At 39.8% G+C, this 16,350-nt stretch carries 7 protein-coding genes; all 7 read left to right on the forward strand.

The genetic code is table 11. From position 1 onward, the window contains the following. Positions 1–5 precede the first annotated feature (5 nt). From C2M33_RS13455 to C2M33_RS13485, 7 genes are read left to right on the forward strand one after another with little or no spacing between them, the layout of a single operon-like run. A complete protein-coding gene (locus C2M33_RS13455; RefSeq protein WP_105174649.1) occupies positions 6–1,898 on the forward strand; it encodes a hypothetical protein in 1,893 nt (630 codons plus the stop codon). Next, positions 1,898–5,011 carry a poly-gamma-glutamate biosynthesis protein PgsC/CapC gene (locus C2M33_RS13460; RefSeq protein WP_105174650.1) on the forward strand — a complete coding sequence of 1,038 codons (3,114 nt, stop codon included), beginning with the start codon at positions 1,898–1,900 and terminating at the stop codon, positions 5,009–5,011. The genes C2M33_RS13455 and C2M33_RS13460 overlap by 1 nt, the downstream gene beginning before the upstream one ends. Next, on the forward strand, positions 4,998–7,262 hold the full coding sequence (locus C2M33_RS13465) for a hypothetical protein (RefSeq protein WP_105174651.1): 2,265 nt from the start codon (positions 4,998–5,000) through the stop codon (positions 7,260–7,262). Before C2M33_RS13460 ends, C2M33_RS13465 begins: the two co-directional genes overlap by 14 nt. Continuing rightward, entirely contained in the window at positions 7,252–7,995 is a 744-nt protein-coding gene (locus tag C2M33_RS13470) for a hypothetical protein (RefSeq protein ID WP_105174652.1), read from the forward strand. The genes C2M33_RS13465 and C2M33_RS13470 overlap by 11 nt, the downstream gene beginning before the upstream one ends. Positions 7,996–8,021: 26 nt before the next feature. Beyond that, on the forward strand, positions 8,022–11,432 hold the full coding sequence (locus C2M33_RS13475) for a hypothetical protein (RefSeq protein WP_233999201.1): 3,411 nt from the start codon (positions 8,022–8,024) through the stop codon (positions 11,430–11,432). Next, positions 11,357–12,253: a hypothetical protein gene (locus tag C2M33_RS13480; RefSeq protein ID WP_105174654.1), complete on the forward strand. Its 897-nt coding sequence runs from the start codon at positions 11,357–11,359 to the stop codon at positions 12,251–12,253. Before C2M33_RS13475 ends, C2M33_RS13480 begins: the two co-directional genes overlap by 76 nt. Continuing rightward, entirely contained in the window at positions 12,243–16,322 is a 4,080-nt protein-coding gene (locus C2M33_RS13485; protein WP_105174655.1) for a poly-gamma-glutamate synthase PgsB, read from the forward strand. The genes C2M33_RS13480 and C2M33_RS13485 overlap by 11 nt, the downstream gene beginning before the upstream one ends. The last annotated feature ends 28 nt before the right edge of the window (positions 16,323–16,350 follow it).

Consider the following 16,350-nt stretch of genomic DNA (forward strand, 5'->3'; position numbering starts at 1 on the left):
GAGATGTGTCTGCTGTTCAACAATTGTTGCGTTTAAAAAACGTGCGCGCTTTTTGGCTTACCTTAAGCTTATTTTGTGTGGTCTTGTTAAGCAATGTGTTCAACCTTTTTCAGGCTAGCAATGCTTTTTTCTATCAAAATTTAGAGTCACTAAGTCACACTCAGCAAACCAATGTAGTCCTGATCAGCAGCGCAAGTTTAACTGAAAATCACCAGCAACTCGTTGAAAAATTGGTTGAATATAAACCACGAGCGATTGTAGTGCTTGCTGATGAACCTTTAGTTGCAGTACAACAAAAAAATGTTTATTACCCTTACGCAGGGAACGAGTTTTGCGTACCAAAAATTGATAATTGGGCTACTTATCAAATGCGCATTCCGCAATCAAATGAGCTTGAATGCAAAAGTATTTGGCAGCAGATATTTAATTACGATGCAGAACACGTACAACTTATCGACTTTGATTTAGCTGTCACTGCGCTACCAAAGTTTAGTGCTGAACGGGTGCTCGATGTAGACGTAATGAGTGAGCAGCTTGAAAATAAAATCATTATCGTTGGCCAAAAAACGGCCGCTTTTAATGTCTTCATTCATGCCCCAAAACTCGACGGCCTAAATGATCCTTTAATACTGATAGCCTACCTCGCTGACAGTATTGATAAACAAACGACTGTAAAACAGTTAAATAGCTTACTGACTATTTTCGTTGAGCTTGCGCTTGTTCTTGTACTGCTTTTTAGCTTTCAAAAGCTGTCGCTTATTTACTCTTTTATTATTGCCTTAAACAGCGTATTGCTATGGTGCTTAATAGGTTATGTATTCATTGAGATGAACCAACTTTTCATCCCTATCGGGCAATATATTGTACTGACCTTTATCACTTTATTTTGGGTGATTATTGTTAGAAAGATGTCTGAAGATAATGAACTGAACACCGTTGTAAACAATATTCAGCAAAAAATGATGGGCCGTTTTATTCCACAAAGCTTTATTGAGCAAGCTTCGCCATGGGACCCAATCATTCAATTAATTAGCCAACAATTAGACTTAGAAAAATCAATTTTCCTTGCTCGAAAAGAAGATGATCATCGTGTTGTTGAAATTCGTGCAATTAATTGTAATTTAGATGATATTCAAGAAATGCGCCGTGATTACAAGCGCACACCTTACAGCAAAGCTCTAAAATCATTAGGGGTTGTACAAATTACCCGCCCCTTCTTTACACATATTAAAGAAGGTGAAATCGAATTTATGGCACCCTTGGTTTATGCCGGTGACGTCCGTGGCTTTTGGGCATTATCTGTTATCCCCAACCAATACTTCAACCAGCAAGCGTTTGAAAAAAACGTCAATAAATTCGCTGCGCAAGTTGCTGAATTGCTTTTCCATTATCATATATTTAAAACGACTCAAGCGAGTAACAATAGCCTATTAAATCAGTTGCTAACCTTAAAGCTTCATGAGCCGATTAGTGAGCAGGTTAAACAATCTATTAATGAAATGGAGCAAAAGCTAACAACCTTAGAAATGGTGTTTAATCACACCCGCTCTGCAACCGTGCTATTTAATTTGTTTGGTCAAGTGATTCAAACAAACGCATCCCTTGAGCAATTTGCCAAACAGCACCAACTCGCCATTTTTGAAATGACTGCACTGGATTTACTTTGCAAAAGCTGCGACTTAGACGCTGAAATTGCTAAGGGCAAATTACGTTATATCACTCTGAACAAAGCAGAAGTAGCCTTACCCGCAAAGTTGGGAGAACAAAGTTACACCTTGAATATTAAAGCCCTTCATACTGATGGTTCACAAGCAGCTTCCGGTGAGCCTTTCCAAGTGTCAGGTATATTATTCGAGTTTATCGAAAACCATGTAGCTCGCAATGAGGGACAAGTTTAATGGACTTTGTGTTAGCACTCTTCCCTGCGGGTAGTGGCCTTGGTCAATCTGTTATCACAACAGTTTGGGTAGGTACCGCAGTAGTATGCTTGCTTAACTTGCGCTTCGGTTTTCCATTAACGGGTCTTGTTGTACCAGGTTATATAGTCCCTTTGCTTATCATTAGCCCGACCTCTGCAGCAGTTATTATCATTGAAGCTATCGTTGTCTATGCCTTAATGCGATTCAGTGCACACTATATGATGGAAAAATTTGGCTACAGCCAAATGTTTGGTCGTGACCGTTTTTTTGCCATCATATTGTTAAGTATTCTAGTCCGTGTGTGTATGGACACCTTATTCTGGCCAGTGATTGCTAATCAGTTGAGTCGCTGGGATATCACCTTTGATTATGCTTCACAGCTCTATTCGCTTGGTCTTATCATTATCGCCTTAACAGCAAATGTAATGTGGAACGGAGGCTTTAAATATGGCTTAAAAGTAACCTTTATTCAGTTACTTATTACATTTATTCTCGTACGTTTTGTACTCATGCCTTTTACAAACTTTAGTATTGCTAATTTGGGTATTATGTACGAAGCAGTCGCTGCGTCCATCATTGCAGCCCCAAAAGCCTATATCATTCTTGTCATTACTGCTTTTCTAGCCTCTCGCGCAAATATTAAATATGGCTGGGAGTTTAACGGAATCATGTTGCCAGCTCTGTTGGCACTGCAATTAACCCAACCTAGTAAATTACTGACTTCATTTGCTGAAACCGCCATAATTTTAGCAATCGGTGGCTCGCTTATTCACTTTACCAGACTTAAACACGCCAATATTGAAGGTGCCAGATTATTAATGCTGTTCTTCACTATCGGCTTTATTTATAAACTAATCCTTAACTACATTGTGGTTTGGTATTTTCCTACCATAAAAGTGACTGATACCTTTGCGTTTGGCTATATGTTAGCAACGTTACTGGCATTAAAGATCTATCAAAAGAATGCGTTAGGTCTTGTTGTCAGAGCAACATTGCAAACCTCTATCGTGGGTGGGTTACTTGCAATTATTGTTGGTTTTATCGTTATGCTTCTACCCTCGATGCTCTCTGCGCCGAGTCTTAAACCAGAAACTGAACAGATGCATGTCATTACGCTAAATCAGCAAGTTAGCCAATACAAAAGTTACCTATATACAAGCCGAAGTAATAAAGTAAGCGTCAGTAGCTATAAAGCGAATCAAACGGTTTCTGAGTTTAAATATGCTGTGTATAAACTTGATCAGGCCATCATTGAGCAGCAAGGTATTGCTGATCTCACGCCTCTATTTACAAGCATAGGCTTTTTACTACAAAGTGACGAAAACTATATTTATCTGATTGATACAATTGAAGATAGGCAGCGAGGACTGTTTGTTTTAAACAAACATCCTAAAACCCCTTTATTGGTCACCGTGCCATTTCCCATTACTGAAAGTTTAGCCAGTGACTCTGCTGGTCTTATTTTCGAACAACTGCAAAGTAAGGCCTTGGTATTCGGCACAAGTAAAACACCACTAAAAACCTTAGCAAAAGAAAACCAACAAAGCCCATTTTATCAGGCTTTTATTTCTGCATTAGAAGGTACGGAAATACTACAAATTAGAGAGGCTAACCGCCATACCTCAGCGTTGTTTTCAGATGCTGCCACACAAGCAAGCAGTCAATATTGGATTTACAACCAATTACCTCATTCCGTTAGTCAGCGCGAGCTACACGACTTTGTAGGTAGTGAAACAACCTTCTTTGGTACGGCAACCAGTAGCAGCCTGCCTTCTTCAAATTTTTCTGGCTCAATGTTTGAAATGTTTCTAGATGGCGATAATTACACCAACATTTTGGCCAGTATTTACCGTGAGAATTTCCATTACAGCAACCTACAACTCAATGAATTAAATGAAGAAATCAATCAAATAGTAGATGAATTTTCTGCCCATATAAGCAAAAAAGGTAGTTTTGACTATCAACCACTTTCTAAAAGTCAGGTAGCGCTTTGGGAGTTCGAGGTCTTAACACCACTTTATAAGCTGATTGATCGCATCGGAAATGATGCGCTGAATGAAGATATGCTAAATCAGCTAAAACAAATTAATGGCACCGCACAGCTTTTAAGCTATCAATTGAGGCTTGTGAAAAACAACAGTGGACGTTATTTACTATTGAGCCCGCTAGATACTCCTGTAGCATTACAACAAGGCCAAGGGATTTTCTTGTTTAATTTAACCGAGCACGAAGCAATTACCTTAAGTGTCCCTAGACCTTTGTTTGAAAGTAATACGTTAAGCTTTGCTAGTGAGTTATTTGCCAGAGCGAATGCTGCAAACTTACTCGTCGCAGGTGCTCACCCTTATGCTCATCCACAAGCAAATGTGTTAGCTGCAGATAATGTTGACTCTTTATTCAATATCATTCACCAAAGCTTCTTACGCTTTACTCAAAATCAGCCTAGTTTGAATATTCAAATTCGCAGTCATAGTGCACCTTCATGGATACGCCCAAATGCGATTGCATTCTCAACAACACAAATAAGTGATACTGCGATTCCTTTAATGAAGCAGCTTGATAATGAGCTCATCGCTTTAGGTGTCAATTATCAAACAGTCATGGGACAACAAGCCACACGAGGCCTTGAGATTGGCAGTTCACCGCAATCTGGCTATCAGCAATTTAATGCTAACAGTGAGCTGGCAACCTTGTGGCTTGCTTCTGATTTTAAACAACAGTTTTCGATGGATCAAAGTAGCGTGTTGCAGCGTTTATTAGCCATATCTAGTAACTCTAAGGTCAAGGTAATCAACCTTGCTACTTTATCGCCTTATAACTGGCAACCATTGGATGATAATAAAAACCAACAGCTACAAACACTTGTAAATAACTATGTCGCTAATCAACGCCTCACATCATTGCGAGATCTTTGTCACCAAATAACCGCGTGTAGTTTACAAACCATCAAACTGGAACACCTTGATAAATTCGCGCTAATGATAAAGCAAAACAATAGCATTCTTGCCATCTACAACCCGACGAATAATCAACTAATTGATGTTCTTGCATTTAATCAGCTAATGGGAGGAGGTCAACGTGTATTTAATTAAACGTTTATTCGCCCTAATGCTTATTTTGTTATTACTTTTCACGGTGCTGTTTGCAGGGCGTAGCTTTTTAGTGTGGTTAGACTCAGCGGAACCCGTGGATGCGCGTAGCAATACGGAAACACGTTCTAATGTACAGTGGTTAAGCAGCGAAAAACCACTGCGTTTTACATTTTCTAACCAGCGTACTCATTCATTACGAATTCTATCGAATGCCGTGTTTGACCAATCCGTGTTTCTTGAGTTACCGGTAAATTACGCAATTAAATACGTTCTTTATGACGATAAAGGTAATGTGATTTTAGATAAAATTTACCATCATGCTTCAAAGCTAGTTAACAATAGTGAAGAGCAACAGATCAAACAAATTATTGAGAATAAGCAATCGCTTAATGTTGCTTCTGGACAATCTTTTTATCTGCCAATTACTCATTACCCCAATGCAAAAACTTTAGATTTAACATTAATCCCAGAAGAAAAATCACTACAAGGTGTGGTTGTTCGTGTCCATGCCAAAACGCCTGAACAAAGTATCGATCCTCTCAATAGCTGGCTTAAACGCCCTTTAGAAAGAAGAAGACGCGCCACTGATTATCTTACTATGGGCGAAAACACACTTACCAACGCCGAAATTAGTAATGCAATGGCATTTTGGTGGCAAAAAATTGCACCTCAAGGGATCCCTGGGATCGACTTTAAATCCGACATTTTATATGAAACTCTGCCATACAATGTCACGACCTATGACTTTAGTATGCAGCAGCACGACTTAGGTGCCTATTACACGGAACTTGGTCTATGCGCCAGCATTAGCCTAGATGTCACTGATAGCCTTAATTTCACAGTCAATTCAAATCAGTATTTACCATCGCTAACTTGGCACGATAAGCATCAATTTAAAGCACCAACACCGATTAGTTTCGCGGTAACTGATAACAACAATAATTATAAAACAGAACTGATTGATGCTGGGCTAGTCACTATTTGCAGTGAAGAGCCATTACTAACTAGTTGGCGAACCGCATCAGGCGCCGCAATTTTAACAAGTTATGCAGGCAGCTATTTGGTGAATGAATTTGCCAGTGTAAATTTTGATATAGAGCCAAGTAGCAATCTCAATATTGATGTTCGTGCCTTACAAACGAATCAGCTCAGCGTGATCATTTATGATGAACATAACCAGGCGATTGAGCACTATAGTGTCACTTTAAAAGGCGACGTATCCGATTTTGATCGCGTGATCACCGATAATACACAAAGGCAGCGTGTTGGTATGCTCAACAGCTACTATTTACGTACCCCTGATAATGCGCATCACCTGAAAATTAGTGCCGAGAAAGATGTCTACGTTCGATTAAAATCTCGATTTGCTGATTTTAATTATCAACGAGCAATTTCTCATCAATATTTACCTGAACCGATAAATGGCTTTTACGATATTGCCGCTTGGTATGAGCAACGAGCTGCAAATCATTATGAGTTAACGCAGTTAGCACACTTTACTAATATTCGTACTTTTACTCCGCCAAAAGAGCCGGAGTTAGTGACAACTTTTTATCAATCTAAAGAGCTATTTGACAAACTGCCTCTGTCAAATGTCGCTTTAGTATTAAGCCCTGATCGCTACTTTATGCCCAAGTTGCCACCACAAGTCTTTAACTATGGTTTATACAAAAAAAATAACTACTCTCCTTATAACGATTCTGAGGACAACAACTTAGTTTATCGCTTATCTAACAACAGCAGTAAAGAAGTCACAGTGTCTGAGTTATCGGTGGAGACATTGCAGCAATTGCAATCACAGGCGAAAACGATCTATCAAAACTGGTATGGAGAACGCCCTTGGATTAAGCAACGTATTTACCAGCTTGATAAAAGTGCGCCTTTGACACTTGAGTTTAAAGCACAACAGCGCCCTATGAGCGTCGTATTTAAAGTCTTTCGTGCAAATAGCAGCGAACCGGTTGAGTTATCGCTCACACAAAATGCTGACTACAAGTCAGGGCTCACCAGTGAATACAGCATCGCCAAGCAACGTTTTATGCTGCACCAATCTGCATTACTCGATGCATTTTTAATTCACCCAAAAAATAGCCAATTAACAAGTTATCCGAGTATTACTCAAACAATCACTAATGACATTGCTGAATTACATTCACTAACACTACAAGCAACTGACACAGTGTGGATTTCTGTACTTGAGGAATACCCTCTGCAAGAGCAAAAGGTAAGGTGGTGGAACCATGAAAACTAAAATGATGCTGATTGCAGTGTGGTTATTTGTATCCGCATGCCACGCAACACCTAGTTTGAATGAACTAACCTTGAACTTAAAGTTATGGCTTGCTGATCAGCAATATCCTCTTGCGCACTTCACTACCAAACAAGGTGCACTAGTTGCTAATGAATCTTTAAATTCGGGCGGCGAAATTCATTATAGACAGCAAGGTGAACAATGTATTGCTTATGCACCTCATCGCTTCTATGACAAACATACTCATACTATTGCAAAGGCACTATTTAATCACTGCCAAGTTTTTTTAAGCAACACAAAACACCGTAACACCCGTGATGAACATGGAGAACTTATTGACTTTGGAAAGTATAAACAAAGCGCGAGTAATGCCTTTATTCTTGCCTACGCTGAACATGTTGAATCATTCTCTATTTATCAACTACATGGTTTTGCTAAAGAAAACAGAAAAACGCCTGAGGGTAAAAAGGCAGATGCCATTATCAGTAATGGTCATGTAATACCTAGTACACGGACGATTGCAATAACTGCCTGTCTAAACGAGCAGCTAAAGATCACTGCGATGGTTTACGGCCTGGATGTTAAAGAACTCGGAGGTACGACAAATATTCTTGCATCACTGGCCCCAAAGAACAGCCAATTTTTTCATATCGAGTTAAGTCGCCAGTTGCGTGAGCGATTAGTTTCTAATAACCAGCTATTAAAGTTGTTTAACCAATGCCTTATTTCATAATTGCTATCATTTTACTGCTGCTTTCAATGCAGCCTACATACGCTGTTGATATAAATAGAGGTGTTCTTGAGCCTGCAATCTGGCTGCAAACTTCGCCTAAGCTCGCACCCTTTACCACCAGCCAAGATATGCGCTTTAATGCCAAACAACATCACTACCTTTGGCTTCCTAAAGGACATTGGCTAGACATTGCCCCTGATCACCTTAATAAATTTATTATTAGTGCGGGGAATACACAATACATACAACAACGACTGCAAGTGCATCGTGACTTACTTTGCGATACGAAACGTTGCCAGCTGCCAGCTATGGGCCATAACCGAATTGTCGCCATCCAAAATCATCTGGATGAAGATACTACATTCACAGCCATGGTTGGTCATATACCACAAAATGTAGATAGCTTTAGACGTGCTTTATCGCTTGCTAAGCCCTCCGTTGTAACTAAAAATCGCCGAGGTAGTGAGCGTTATTATCAACTAAACAAAGATGACGAAGTTACCTTGTTTTTCTCTGCGGCGAAAAAACTTAAATTATCTGTTCGTCAAAATATGCAACAACCTGATGAAAAAGGTGTTGTTTATGCATATGTCGATAAACAATTGGTCGCCAAAATAAATACCATTAATAGTCAAGCCTTAGAATATAAAGAACAGTCGCTAGGCCTTGAAAATACTGAGTACCTAGCAATTGCTGCGGGGCAATACTTAACGATAAAAAGTAAAACCGATGCTTTTATCAAACTAGAGCAAAGTCATCGTGCGATTTATGATGATAATGTTGCTGAAAAAGAACAAGAAAAACACTTGCTACCTTATTGGTACCAAGTCGCAAATGATGCCATTTCAGCGGTTTATAACGACCACTCATTACACGTACTTAGTGATGATGTATTTACAGCAAATAACCCTCTTGCCACTAAACGTCACAATAACTTGCTATCAATGATGACTGGGCAATCTCAACTTTGGGGTAGTTACCGCACTTTTAGCGCAGTGGAGACTAAAAGTCGTATGGTTTCAGAACTCGTTGAACAACGCTTAGTTGACGATCAGTTTTATCCACGTATAAATCAACAGCTTCGCCTCATTTCCACTTTAAATCAGTCAGCACAGCTATTTGATTTATCAAGCAAAAAACGTGCAACACCTTGGCTAACCTTAATTGCTAAAAGCACTAAAGATAGCCAGTTAAAGCTGTCTTCAGGTGAAAATAGCTGGTTAGTAAACCTAAAAGCAACAGAAGACTTTCAATCATTAATAATTTCAGTGCCGCTTAACAGCCAGTCTTTGACTATTCAAAGCTTAAGTAGTCAGTCGAATCAAATTGAATTTGCGCTCTATGCAAGAACACTGACCGATCTGCCTAGTGATGAAGTGATATATCAACAAGCAGTCAGTACTAAGAATCTACGCCCAGCGATATCAAAATTGATTGCAGATGACCTACACAAACAACATGCCGATTATTTAGCGGCCATCGAGCCCTATGCGCCAGCACGTAAAAACGTCACGGCCTTTAATGCCGAACAATCATTACTCACAGCCAAAGACTTAGCATCGAGCGCACCACTCGATGCCTTAGCATTTTTAAAGCCTCTGACACAAAATGCTGATACAGCAATTGCAGAACAGGCTTGGCAACTTCGAGTGGCAATTTTACGTGAACAACAGCAATTTCATTTAGCAAATAGTTATTTAGAAGGATTATACAAAAGTACACAGCAATTAGAGCTGAAGCAATTTGCAGCAAGAGCCTTGATTGATAGTTATCAAACAGAACGTCAAGATATTAAACTATTTGCACTGTGTGCAGGTAACTTAACAACCATAAAAGAGTGCCAGCCTATCTTGATTAATTTAGCTGTGAAACAGCAAAAGCATCGTTTGGCTGCGTGGCTTGCTTACTCATCAACTGTGCCAACTAAAGTCTCTGAAAGCTTTAAAGCCCTAAACTATCAGACTTTAAGTGCACACCCCTTTATTGATGAAGCTCGGTATCAGCTAAAAGCGGGCTCGCAAGAAACCTTCATTAACAGCCAAGGTAAATTACAAAATACCGTCATCACAGAAGCAATGCCGTGGTTTTTTACTGCCCAAACGCCTATTAATTTAGTTATTAAGGCACGCACAGCAGCCAAGCAAAACGGTGAGTATCAAACGGCTTGGCTTATGGCACAGAGCCAATATCAGCATAAACTTATGCCAATTTTTAGCGATATACCGGCGACTACCTTGTTTGTTAAAAACCAACAAGCAGCGTCAGTGGCAGCCACTCTGGTAGTACGCCTTCAAGCTGGAGAAGCGCTTACAATAACAGCTGACCATACGAGTTATCTTGATGTCAGTTTCATTCCTGAGTCTTTATTTAGCCAGTTCGATTATGTATCTGATGCAGCAAATAAATCTACATCAAACGATATTATGTCGCTCATTTACTCGGCTGACGCAACACAAGCAGACCTGCTACTAAATGGGCTTTATTTACTCAGTAAAAAACGCCTTACCAATAACCAATACACACAACTTCTACAGCGCTTAGAAACCTTAGATGCGGATGCTAAGTCAACCTTTTTACAAAACAGAATAGAAAGTTATGGTCAATGGCAGCCATTAGATAGTTTGCTCGACTTTGCTGGTACGCGATTATTTGATATGCAAAGTACTGCGCAAAGCAGTTTTGCCGATCGTTTTACACTGCTTAATACACAGGCAGGTTCCAATGAAGGCATTCTACTGCGCCCATTCCACACATTAAACATTGATTTAGCACAAACTGAAGGGCAACAGATCCGTTTTAAATTTAACTTCTCTACTGCTGAGTTGGCGCGTGCAAATGTTGCTAACCTGTCATTGCAATTAGCAAGTGTTCAAAAGATTTGGTCAGTCACTGAACAGCAAAGCATTCCTTTCACATTTAACAAACGTGAATTGGATAACAATATCATTTCGCTCAGGTGGTTGAACCCCTATCTATCGCAGCATCTAACAATCGAAGCTGAGCAATATATTGCAGGTCGCTGGCAACACTTAGCACTGCCAACAACGTTACTCTTTTACACTGTGACACCTGATACGCCTTTAATGGCCAAGTTACCTGCTGACAGACTCATTAAGTTAGAAGAAATGAATGAATTTAAGCGCACAGAAAGGCGGTTCTTCCACCCTGCGGGGAAGGTTGAAGTTACTGCTGATAAGTTGCAGTACGTACGCCTATATAGCTGGCAGCTGAGTGAGCAAAGCAATAAAATTTCGCCTTATTCACAAGCAAAAACCTTGTTGCCTGAACTGATCACTTATCAAGCCCCAGAGCAGCCATCTATCATCAATGAGCAGGTAAACTTGCATAGTGATGAATTAAATTGGCAGGGATTTTTCGCTACGATCAGCAAACAATTTTCCAAAGTGCCGAAGATATTCCTGCCCGTGAAGAAATAGATATAGGTGCCCGCTTACGAGTCAATGATGATAACCACTGGTATCAATTAGAAGGCTATTACTCACTGAGCGATACCCAAGCTGATATTTTTGCCATAAATGGATACCACTCTTGGCAAGATGAAAACAGCCCATGGTATATCGACACACAAATCAACTCACGTTGGCAACCTAGTCATGACAGCTTTGATCTTCAGTATGCATTAGATGCAAGTATCAGTATTGGTCAGTCCTGGCAGCGCGATACCGTGCACCGTCACCAATGGCAAGTAACCCCTTATATTCGCTATAGCAGCGCAGATTTAGATGATTACCTAGCAGATGAGCAACTCAACTCGAGCATTTTCAACTTCTACCGTGAAAATCATGCATCTGGCTGGTTGAGTTATTACCAGTACCGTTATCAACCTTGGGTTGATAACTACCTTAATTTTGGCGTCTCTTCTGGCTCTAATGATGATTGGTTAAGTCTCGATTACTTAAAATTCAACTCAAGTTGGAATCAGTATTATCATGGCCACATTTTTCAAGTTGGCCTTGATAGCTACTATCGCTTTGCTGACGATCATAGAGCCACTGCGACGTGGCAATACATCACTCGCTTTGCATGGCAAAAACAAGTTAATTTAGGCAGTTTCACAAATGGCTGGCTGAAACTTAGTTGGCAGCAAGACTGGGTCTGGAACAATCATAATATTAGTGTCGAGTTTTCATCAGGTAATAACCAGCACACCGGCTTTGCACCTTTTGCTCATGATGAAATTATTTTCCCTGCACTTCAACTTAACCATTTGCTAGAGCACAGTGATTATGAGCAGTAAACAACTTAAACAACGTCTAGAAACATTGCTTTTTGCGGATATTGCCAGTTTTTGGTTAGATTTATACCGTCAAAAATATCGTGAGCTGGTTGATGAATTAAGCCAATGGGAGCTGATACAAAACCAACCTGATGACGATGATGAAGATGATTGGCTTTTGCTGCAAGCAATTGCCTTTTTGACACACAAAATTGACACTTTACAGAATCAGCTGCTTAAACTTGATACCGATCATCGCCGTTTTGTAGAGCGCTTAAGCCATGCCGAGTTAAAGGCTGAGCGTGAGTTCCACATTCTTGATTACGCATATATTTTAGGTGCAGACCGTATACAGCTCAAAAAAGATCAAGAGGCTTTTCAGCGCTGGTTTGACGAAGGTGCAATGATTAATCGCTACCAAGATAAAACCTCCGAACTTGAACAATCACTGAAATTTTTAATCGGTAAACTCGGCGATTTAGCAAATCGATATTTGCGCATTCATGCTGACGAAATTGCACAGTCATGGCTGAACCTGAATTTAGAAAGCTTCTTCCTATCGTTATTAGAAAAAACGGACAATGAAGCAATTCGCAATTCAATTTTTCGCGCTTTGGCTAATCAAGTGCAACTACTCAGTGAATATGTGGATGATCCTGACTTTAATGCAGATTTAGTTGAAAACCTGCTGCATTCTCTTGAAAAGCCTACCACACCGCATGCAGCAAAGGTCGATATTTTAGAAATCTTAATTAATTTAAGGCCAACATTCACACGCTACTTTATGCGCTCTCATATCGATTTGGAGTTACCTGACAGCGCGCAAATTGACCGCAGGCAATTATTTTTACTCAGTGCCTTTGCTAGCATTATTAGCAAACAACTTAACCTCAGTGAGGTTAACGTTAAACTATTATTTTTACTTGCAAAACATCCGTACCCAAGAGTAAGACAAAGTGTCTACGAGCAATGTGCAGTGTTACCTTGGTCATGCTCACAACAGCTTGTCTTAGAGGGTTTACAATATGAAACACAGCAAGCTGTACGATTAACCCTCATTAAACAATTAGCCGATCCACGGTTTAGTGAACACCGACAAGGATTGCAAATTTGGCAGCAACAATTAAAAGCAACAGTTAGCTTTGCTGAAAAGCGCTTGTTACTCGAATTAAGCCCTCGCATCATGTTTAATCTGCAAGTGGATTGTCAGACAGAGCAGCAAACGAATAGCCTATTTAAATCGTTTGTGGAATTTTTAAATCAGCGCCTAGAAAATGAACCGAGCCTCGCTATTCGTCGAATTATCAGCCGAGTACGGGAACAACTTGTCAGCTTTATGCACCAGCAGCAAGTGGCTCAGTTGGAAGTCGACTTAAGCGCCCAAAATAATCTAAATTTAGCCGATTGGGATGAACAAGTTCTTGGTCGGCTATTAAGCAATCAGGCACAAAATTTCGAAGCCTACAATGTCAATGCGCATAACAAATCATGGCAAGTGCAGCATGGCTACAAGCGTGGCTTTCGTTTTTGGCGACTATGGCATGAATTCAAAACACCCAGTACTGATAAACGCCAAAGCTACAATCACTTACAAGCAAGAAAACCGAGTGCATTTATGCATGTGCCTAGCAGTACAGTGGCTGAAATTAGTCAAACGGAAGTTCCTGGCGAACCACGCTTTGATGAACAACAATTTAGCGCTCGTGAACACTTACCATTACTCGACTTTCTATTAAGTAGCCTTTCTCAAGACCACATAAAAACGTCGGCAAAAACTTACACCCCCGATGGTATTCTAATAGTCACGCCTCCAAAGCGCCTTTTTAAACGACTTTACTGTTATAGCTGGATATCGTTTAACTTTGAAAAATTAAACGAGTTGCGTAATGGCTCTGAAGTTGAGCAAAGACACTTTTTAGAAATACTACAAAAGAAAGGATTTAAGCTGGAATTTCAGCAATATGGCAGCGTGCTAGATGTCACCTTCCCCGTTGAAGCAAGTATCAGTCATTTATACAACAAGCTCGCAATTACACCTTTTCTGTTTAATATTTGGTCTAGCTTTAAAGAGTATGCGTATTCGATTTACCAAAATAGCATAGGCCAGCTTATATTCTTTGTGCTTAGCTTTATTGCCTACTTTTGGGCAAGACATGTGAAGATAAGCCGCCAAATAAAGTCTGATAGAGCTCAAATTCCTGTTTCAATTGGGGGTTGGGGTACACGAGGAAAATCAGGAACTGAGCGTTTAAAAGCAGCGTTATTTAGTAGCCTCACATTAAAAGTCGTTAGTAAAACGACGGGTTGCGAGGCAACTATGATCTATGCCAGAGCAAGTGGTGAACAATTCGAAATTCCCCTGTTTAGACCTTTTGATAAAGCCAGTATTTGGGAGCAAAGTGATGTTTTACATTTTGCAAAAAATGTACAAGCTGATGTTTTTCTATGGGAATGCATGGGCTTAACCCCACGCTATGTGAGAATTTTACGCAATTGGATGCAAGACAACTTTTCAACTATCACCAATGCATACCCAGATCATGAAGATATATTAGGGCCAACAGGTATTGATGTTGCCAATGAAACAAGCCATTTCATTGGGGAAAAAAGTTTAGTATTCACTAGCGAACAGAATATGGCGCCGCTACTTGATACTAATGCAAAACAGAAAAATTCTAACCTAATTCAAGTACACTGGGCTGATGGTTTACAAATTACTGATGATATTCGGGCGCTTTATCCATACCAAGAGCATCCAGCAAATATTGCTTTAGTATGCAAAATGGCCAAACACATTGGCCTCAGTAAAGACTATGTTTTTAAAGAGACCTCTGCGCGAATTATTCCTGACATCGGCGTATTACAACACTTTCCTCGCGCCCCTATAAACAATTTAGAGCAGTCTTTTGTAAATAGTATGTCTGCTAATGAACGTTTAGCAACGCTCGAAAATTGGCGAAGACTTGACCTTTATAGGCTTAATGATTGCCCCAAAACACAAGTCATTGCATTGATTAATAATCGTAATGACCGTGTTGCACGTTCGAAGGTATTCGCGAATATTTTGAGCCATGATTTACGTTTTGACCGAATTGTAGTGATAGGCAGCAACGTTGATGGCTTTTATAGTTATTTTATTCATGCCCTAACAGAACGAATTGATAAGCTTATTGAAAACAATGATATTGAAGATCTCGAAAGCCTGAAGGTGCAACTTAACTTGCTCACAACAGAGCAAGTCCAGGCTCGTTTTGCACATGCTTTTGGGCACGCTAATGCTGATAAATTAATGTCGTTGAGTGAAGGGACACTAAATAAAGCGTGTGTAAAAGAAATTTTGGGTGATATTTCAGACTCACAAATAAGTGTTATTTTGTGTAATTTCCGTCACCTGTTTCAACGAAACGCATTGGCTACTTTGCAAGAAAATATGGCTGGTAATGCGAATGAAATAAAAGAGCGCTTATTAGCTATAACTAAATCTAAACTAACAGTGCATGAAAACAGTAATTTATCTGCTGATGAACTAACGACTTCAATCGCCGAATTAGGTCTGCCAAATACGCATCAAGTTATTGTAGGCATGCAAAACATTAAAGGTGCGGGTTTAAACTACGTGTATGCGTGGCAACAATGGCAGAAAATACATCAAATCATACGCCATTTATTTGATGAACGCTGCTCAGCAAAAGAGTTTCGTACAGCACTTACCACGCTAAACATGATTGTTGCTTTCAATTTCATAGATATAGACTACATGAAACAACAGTTAGCCGTTTTAAAGAAAACTCATCTTGCGCAAAATGAGTTTTGCCAAGCAGAAATATCAAGCCTATTAGAAAAGCTAGAAGAAGATGAATCTAGTCAACAACAGGAACAACAGCAATCATTACCTGTTAAATACTTTAATCAACTAATCGAATCATTTTTAGATGCTGGAGCTGCCGTAAAACGCAAAAAGCGCGCAAATCAAATTTATCGTGATATTGCAGATCAACGCATCACTTTAGAAAGAGCGATTAAGCTACTAGGTAAACTCAGTCGCAATCAAAAGTCTGGATGGTTCGCGAACAAGTCAAACCAGGACTAACTTTAGAATTAGAGCCAAAACCAAACCC

Origin of the sequence: Pseudoalteromonas sp. T1lg122 (genome assembly GCF_002964825.1) — a bacterium.
In the GTDB taxonomy this organism is placed as follows: domain Bacteria; phylum Pseudomonadota; class Gammaproteobacteria; order Enterobacterales; family Alteromonadaceae; genus Pseudoalteromonas; species Pseudoalteromonas gelatinilytica.

Excerpts from the sequence above, each read along its gene's own strand:
- C2M33_RS13460 (WP_105174650.1), top strand. The coding sequence starts at position 1,898 with ATGGACTTTGTGTTAGCACTCTTCCCTGCGGGTAGTGGCCTTGGTCAA.
- C2M33_RS13470 (WP_105174652.1), top strand. The coding sequence starts at position 7,252 with ATGAAAACTAAAATGATGCTGATTGCAGTGTGGTTATTTGTATCCGCA.
- C2M33_RS13475 (WP_233999201.1), top strand. The coding sequence starts at position 8,022 with ATGCAGCCTACATACGCTGTTGATATAAATAGAGGTGTTCTTGAGCCT.
- C2M33_RS13485 (WP_105174655.1), top strand. The coding sequence starts at position 12,243 with ATGAGCAGTAAACAACTTAAACAACGTCTAGAAACATTGCTTTTTGCG.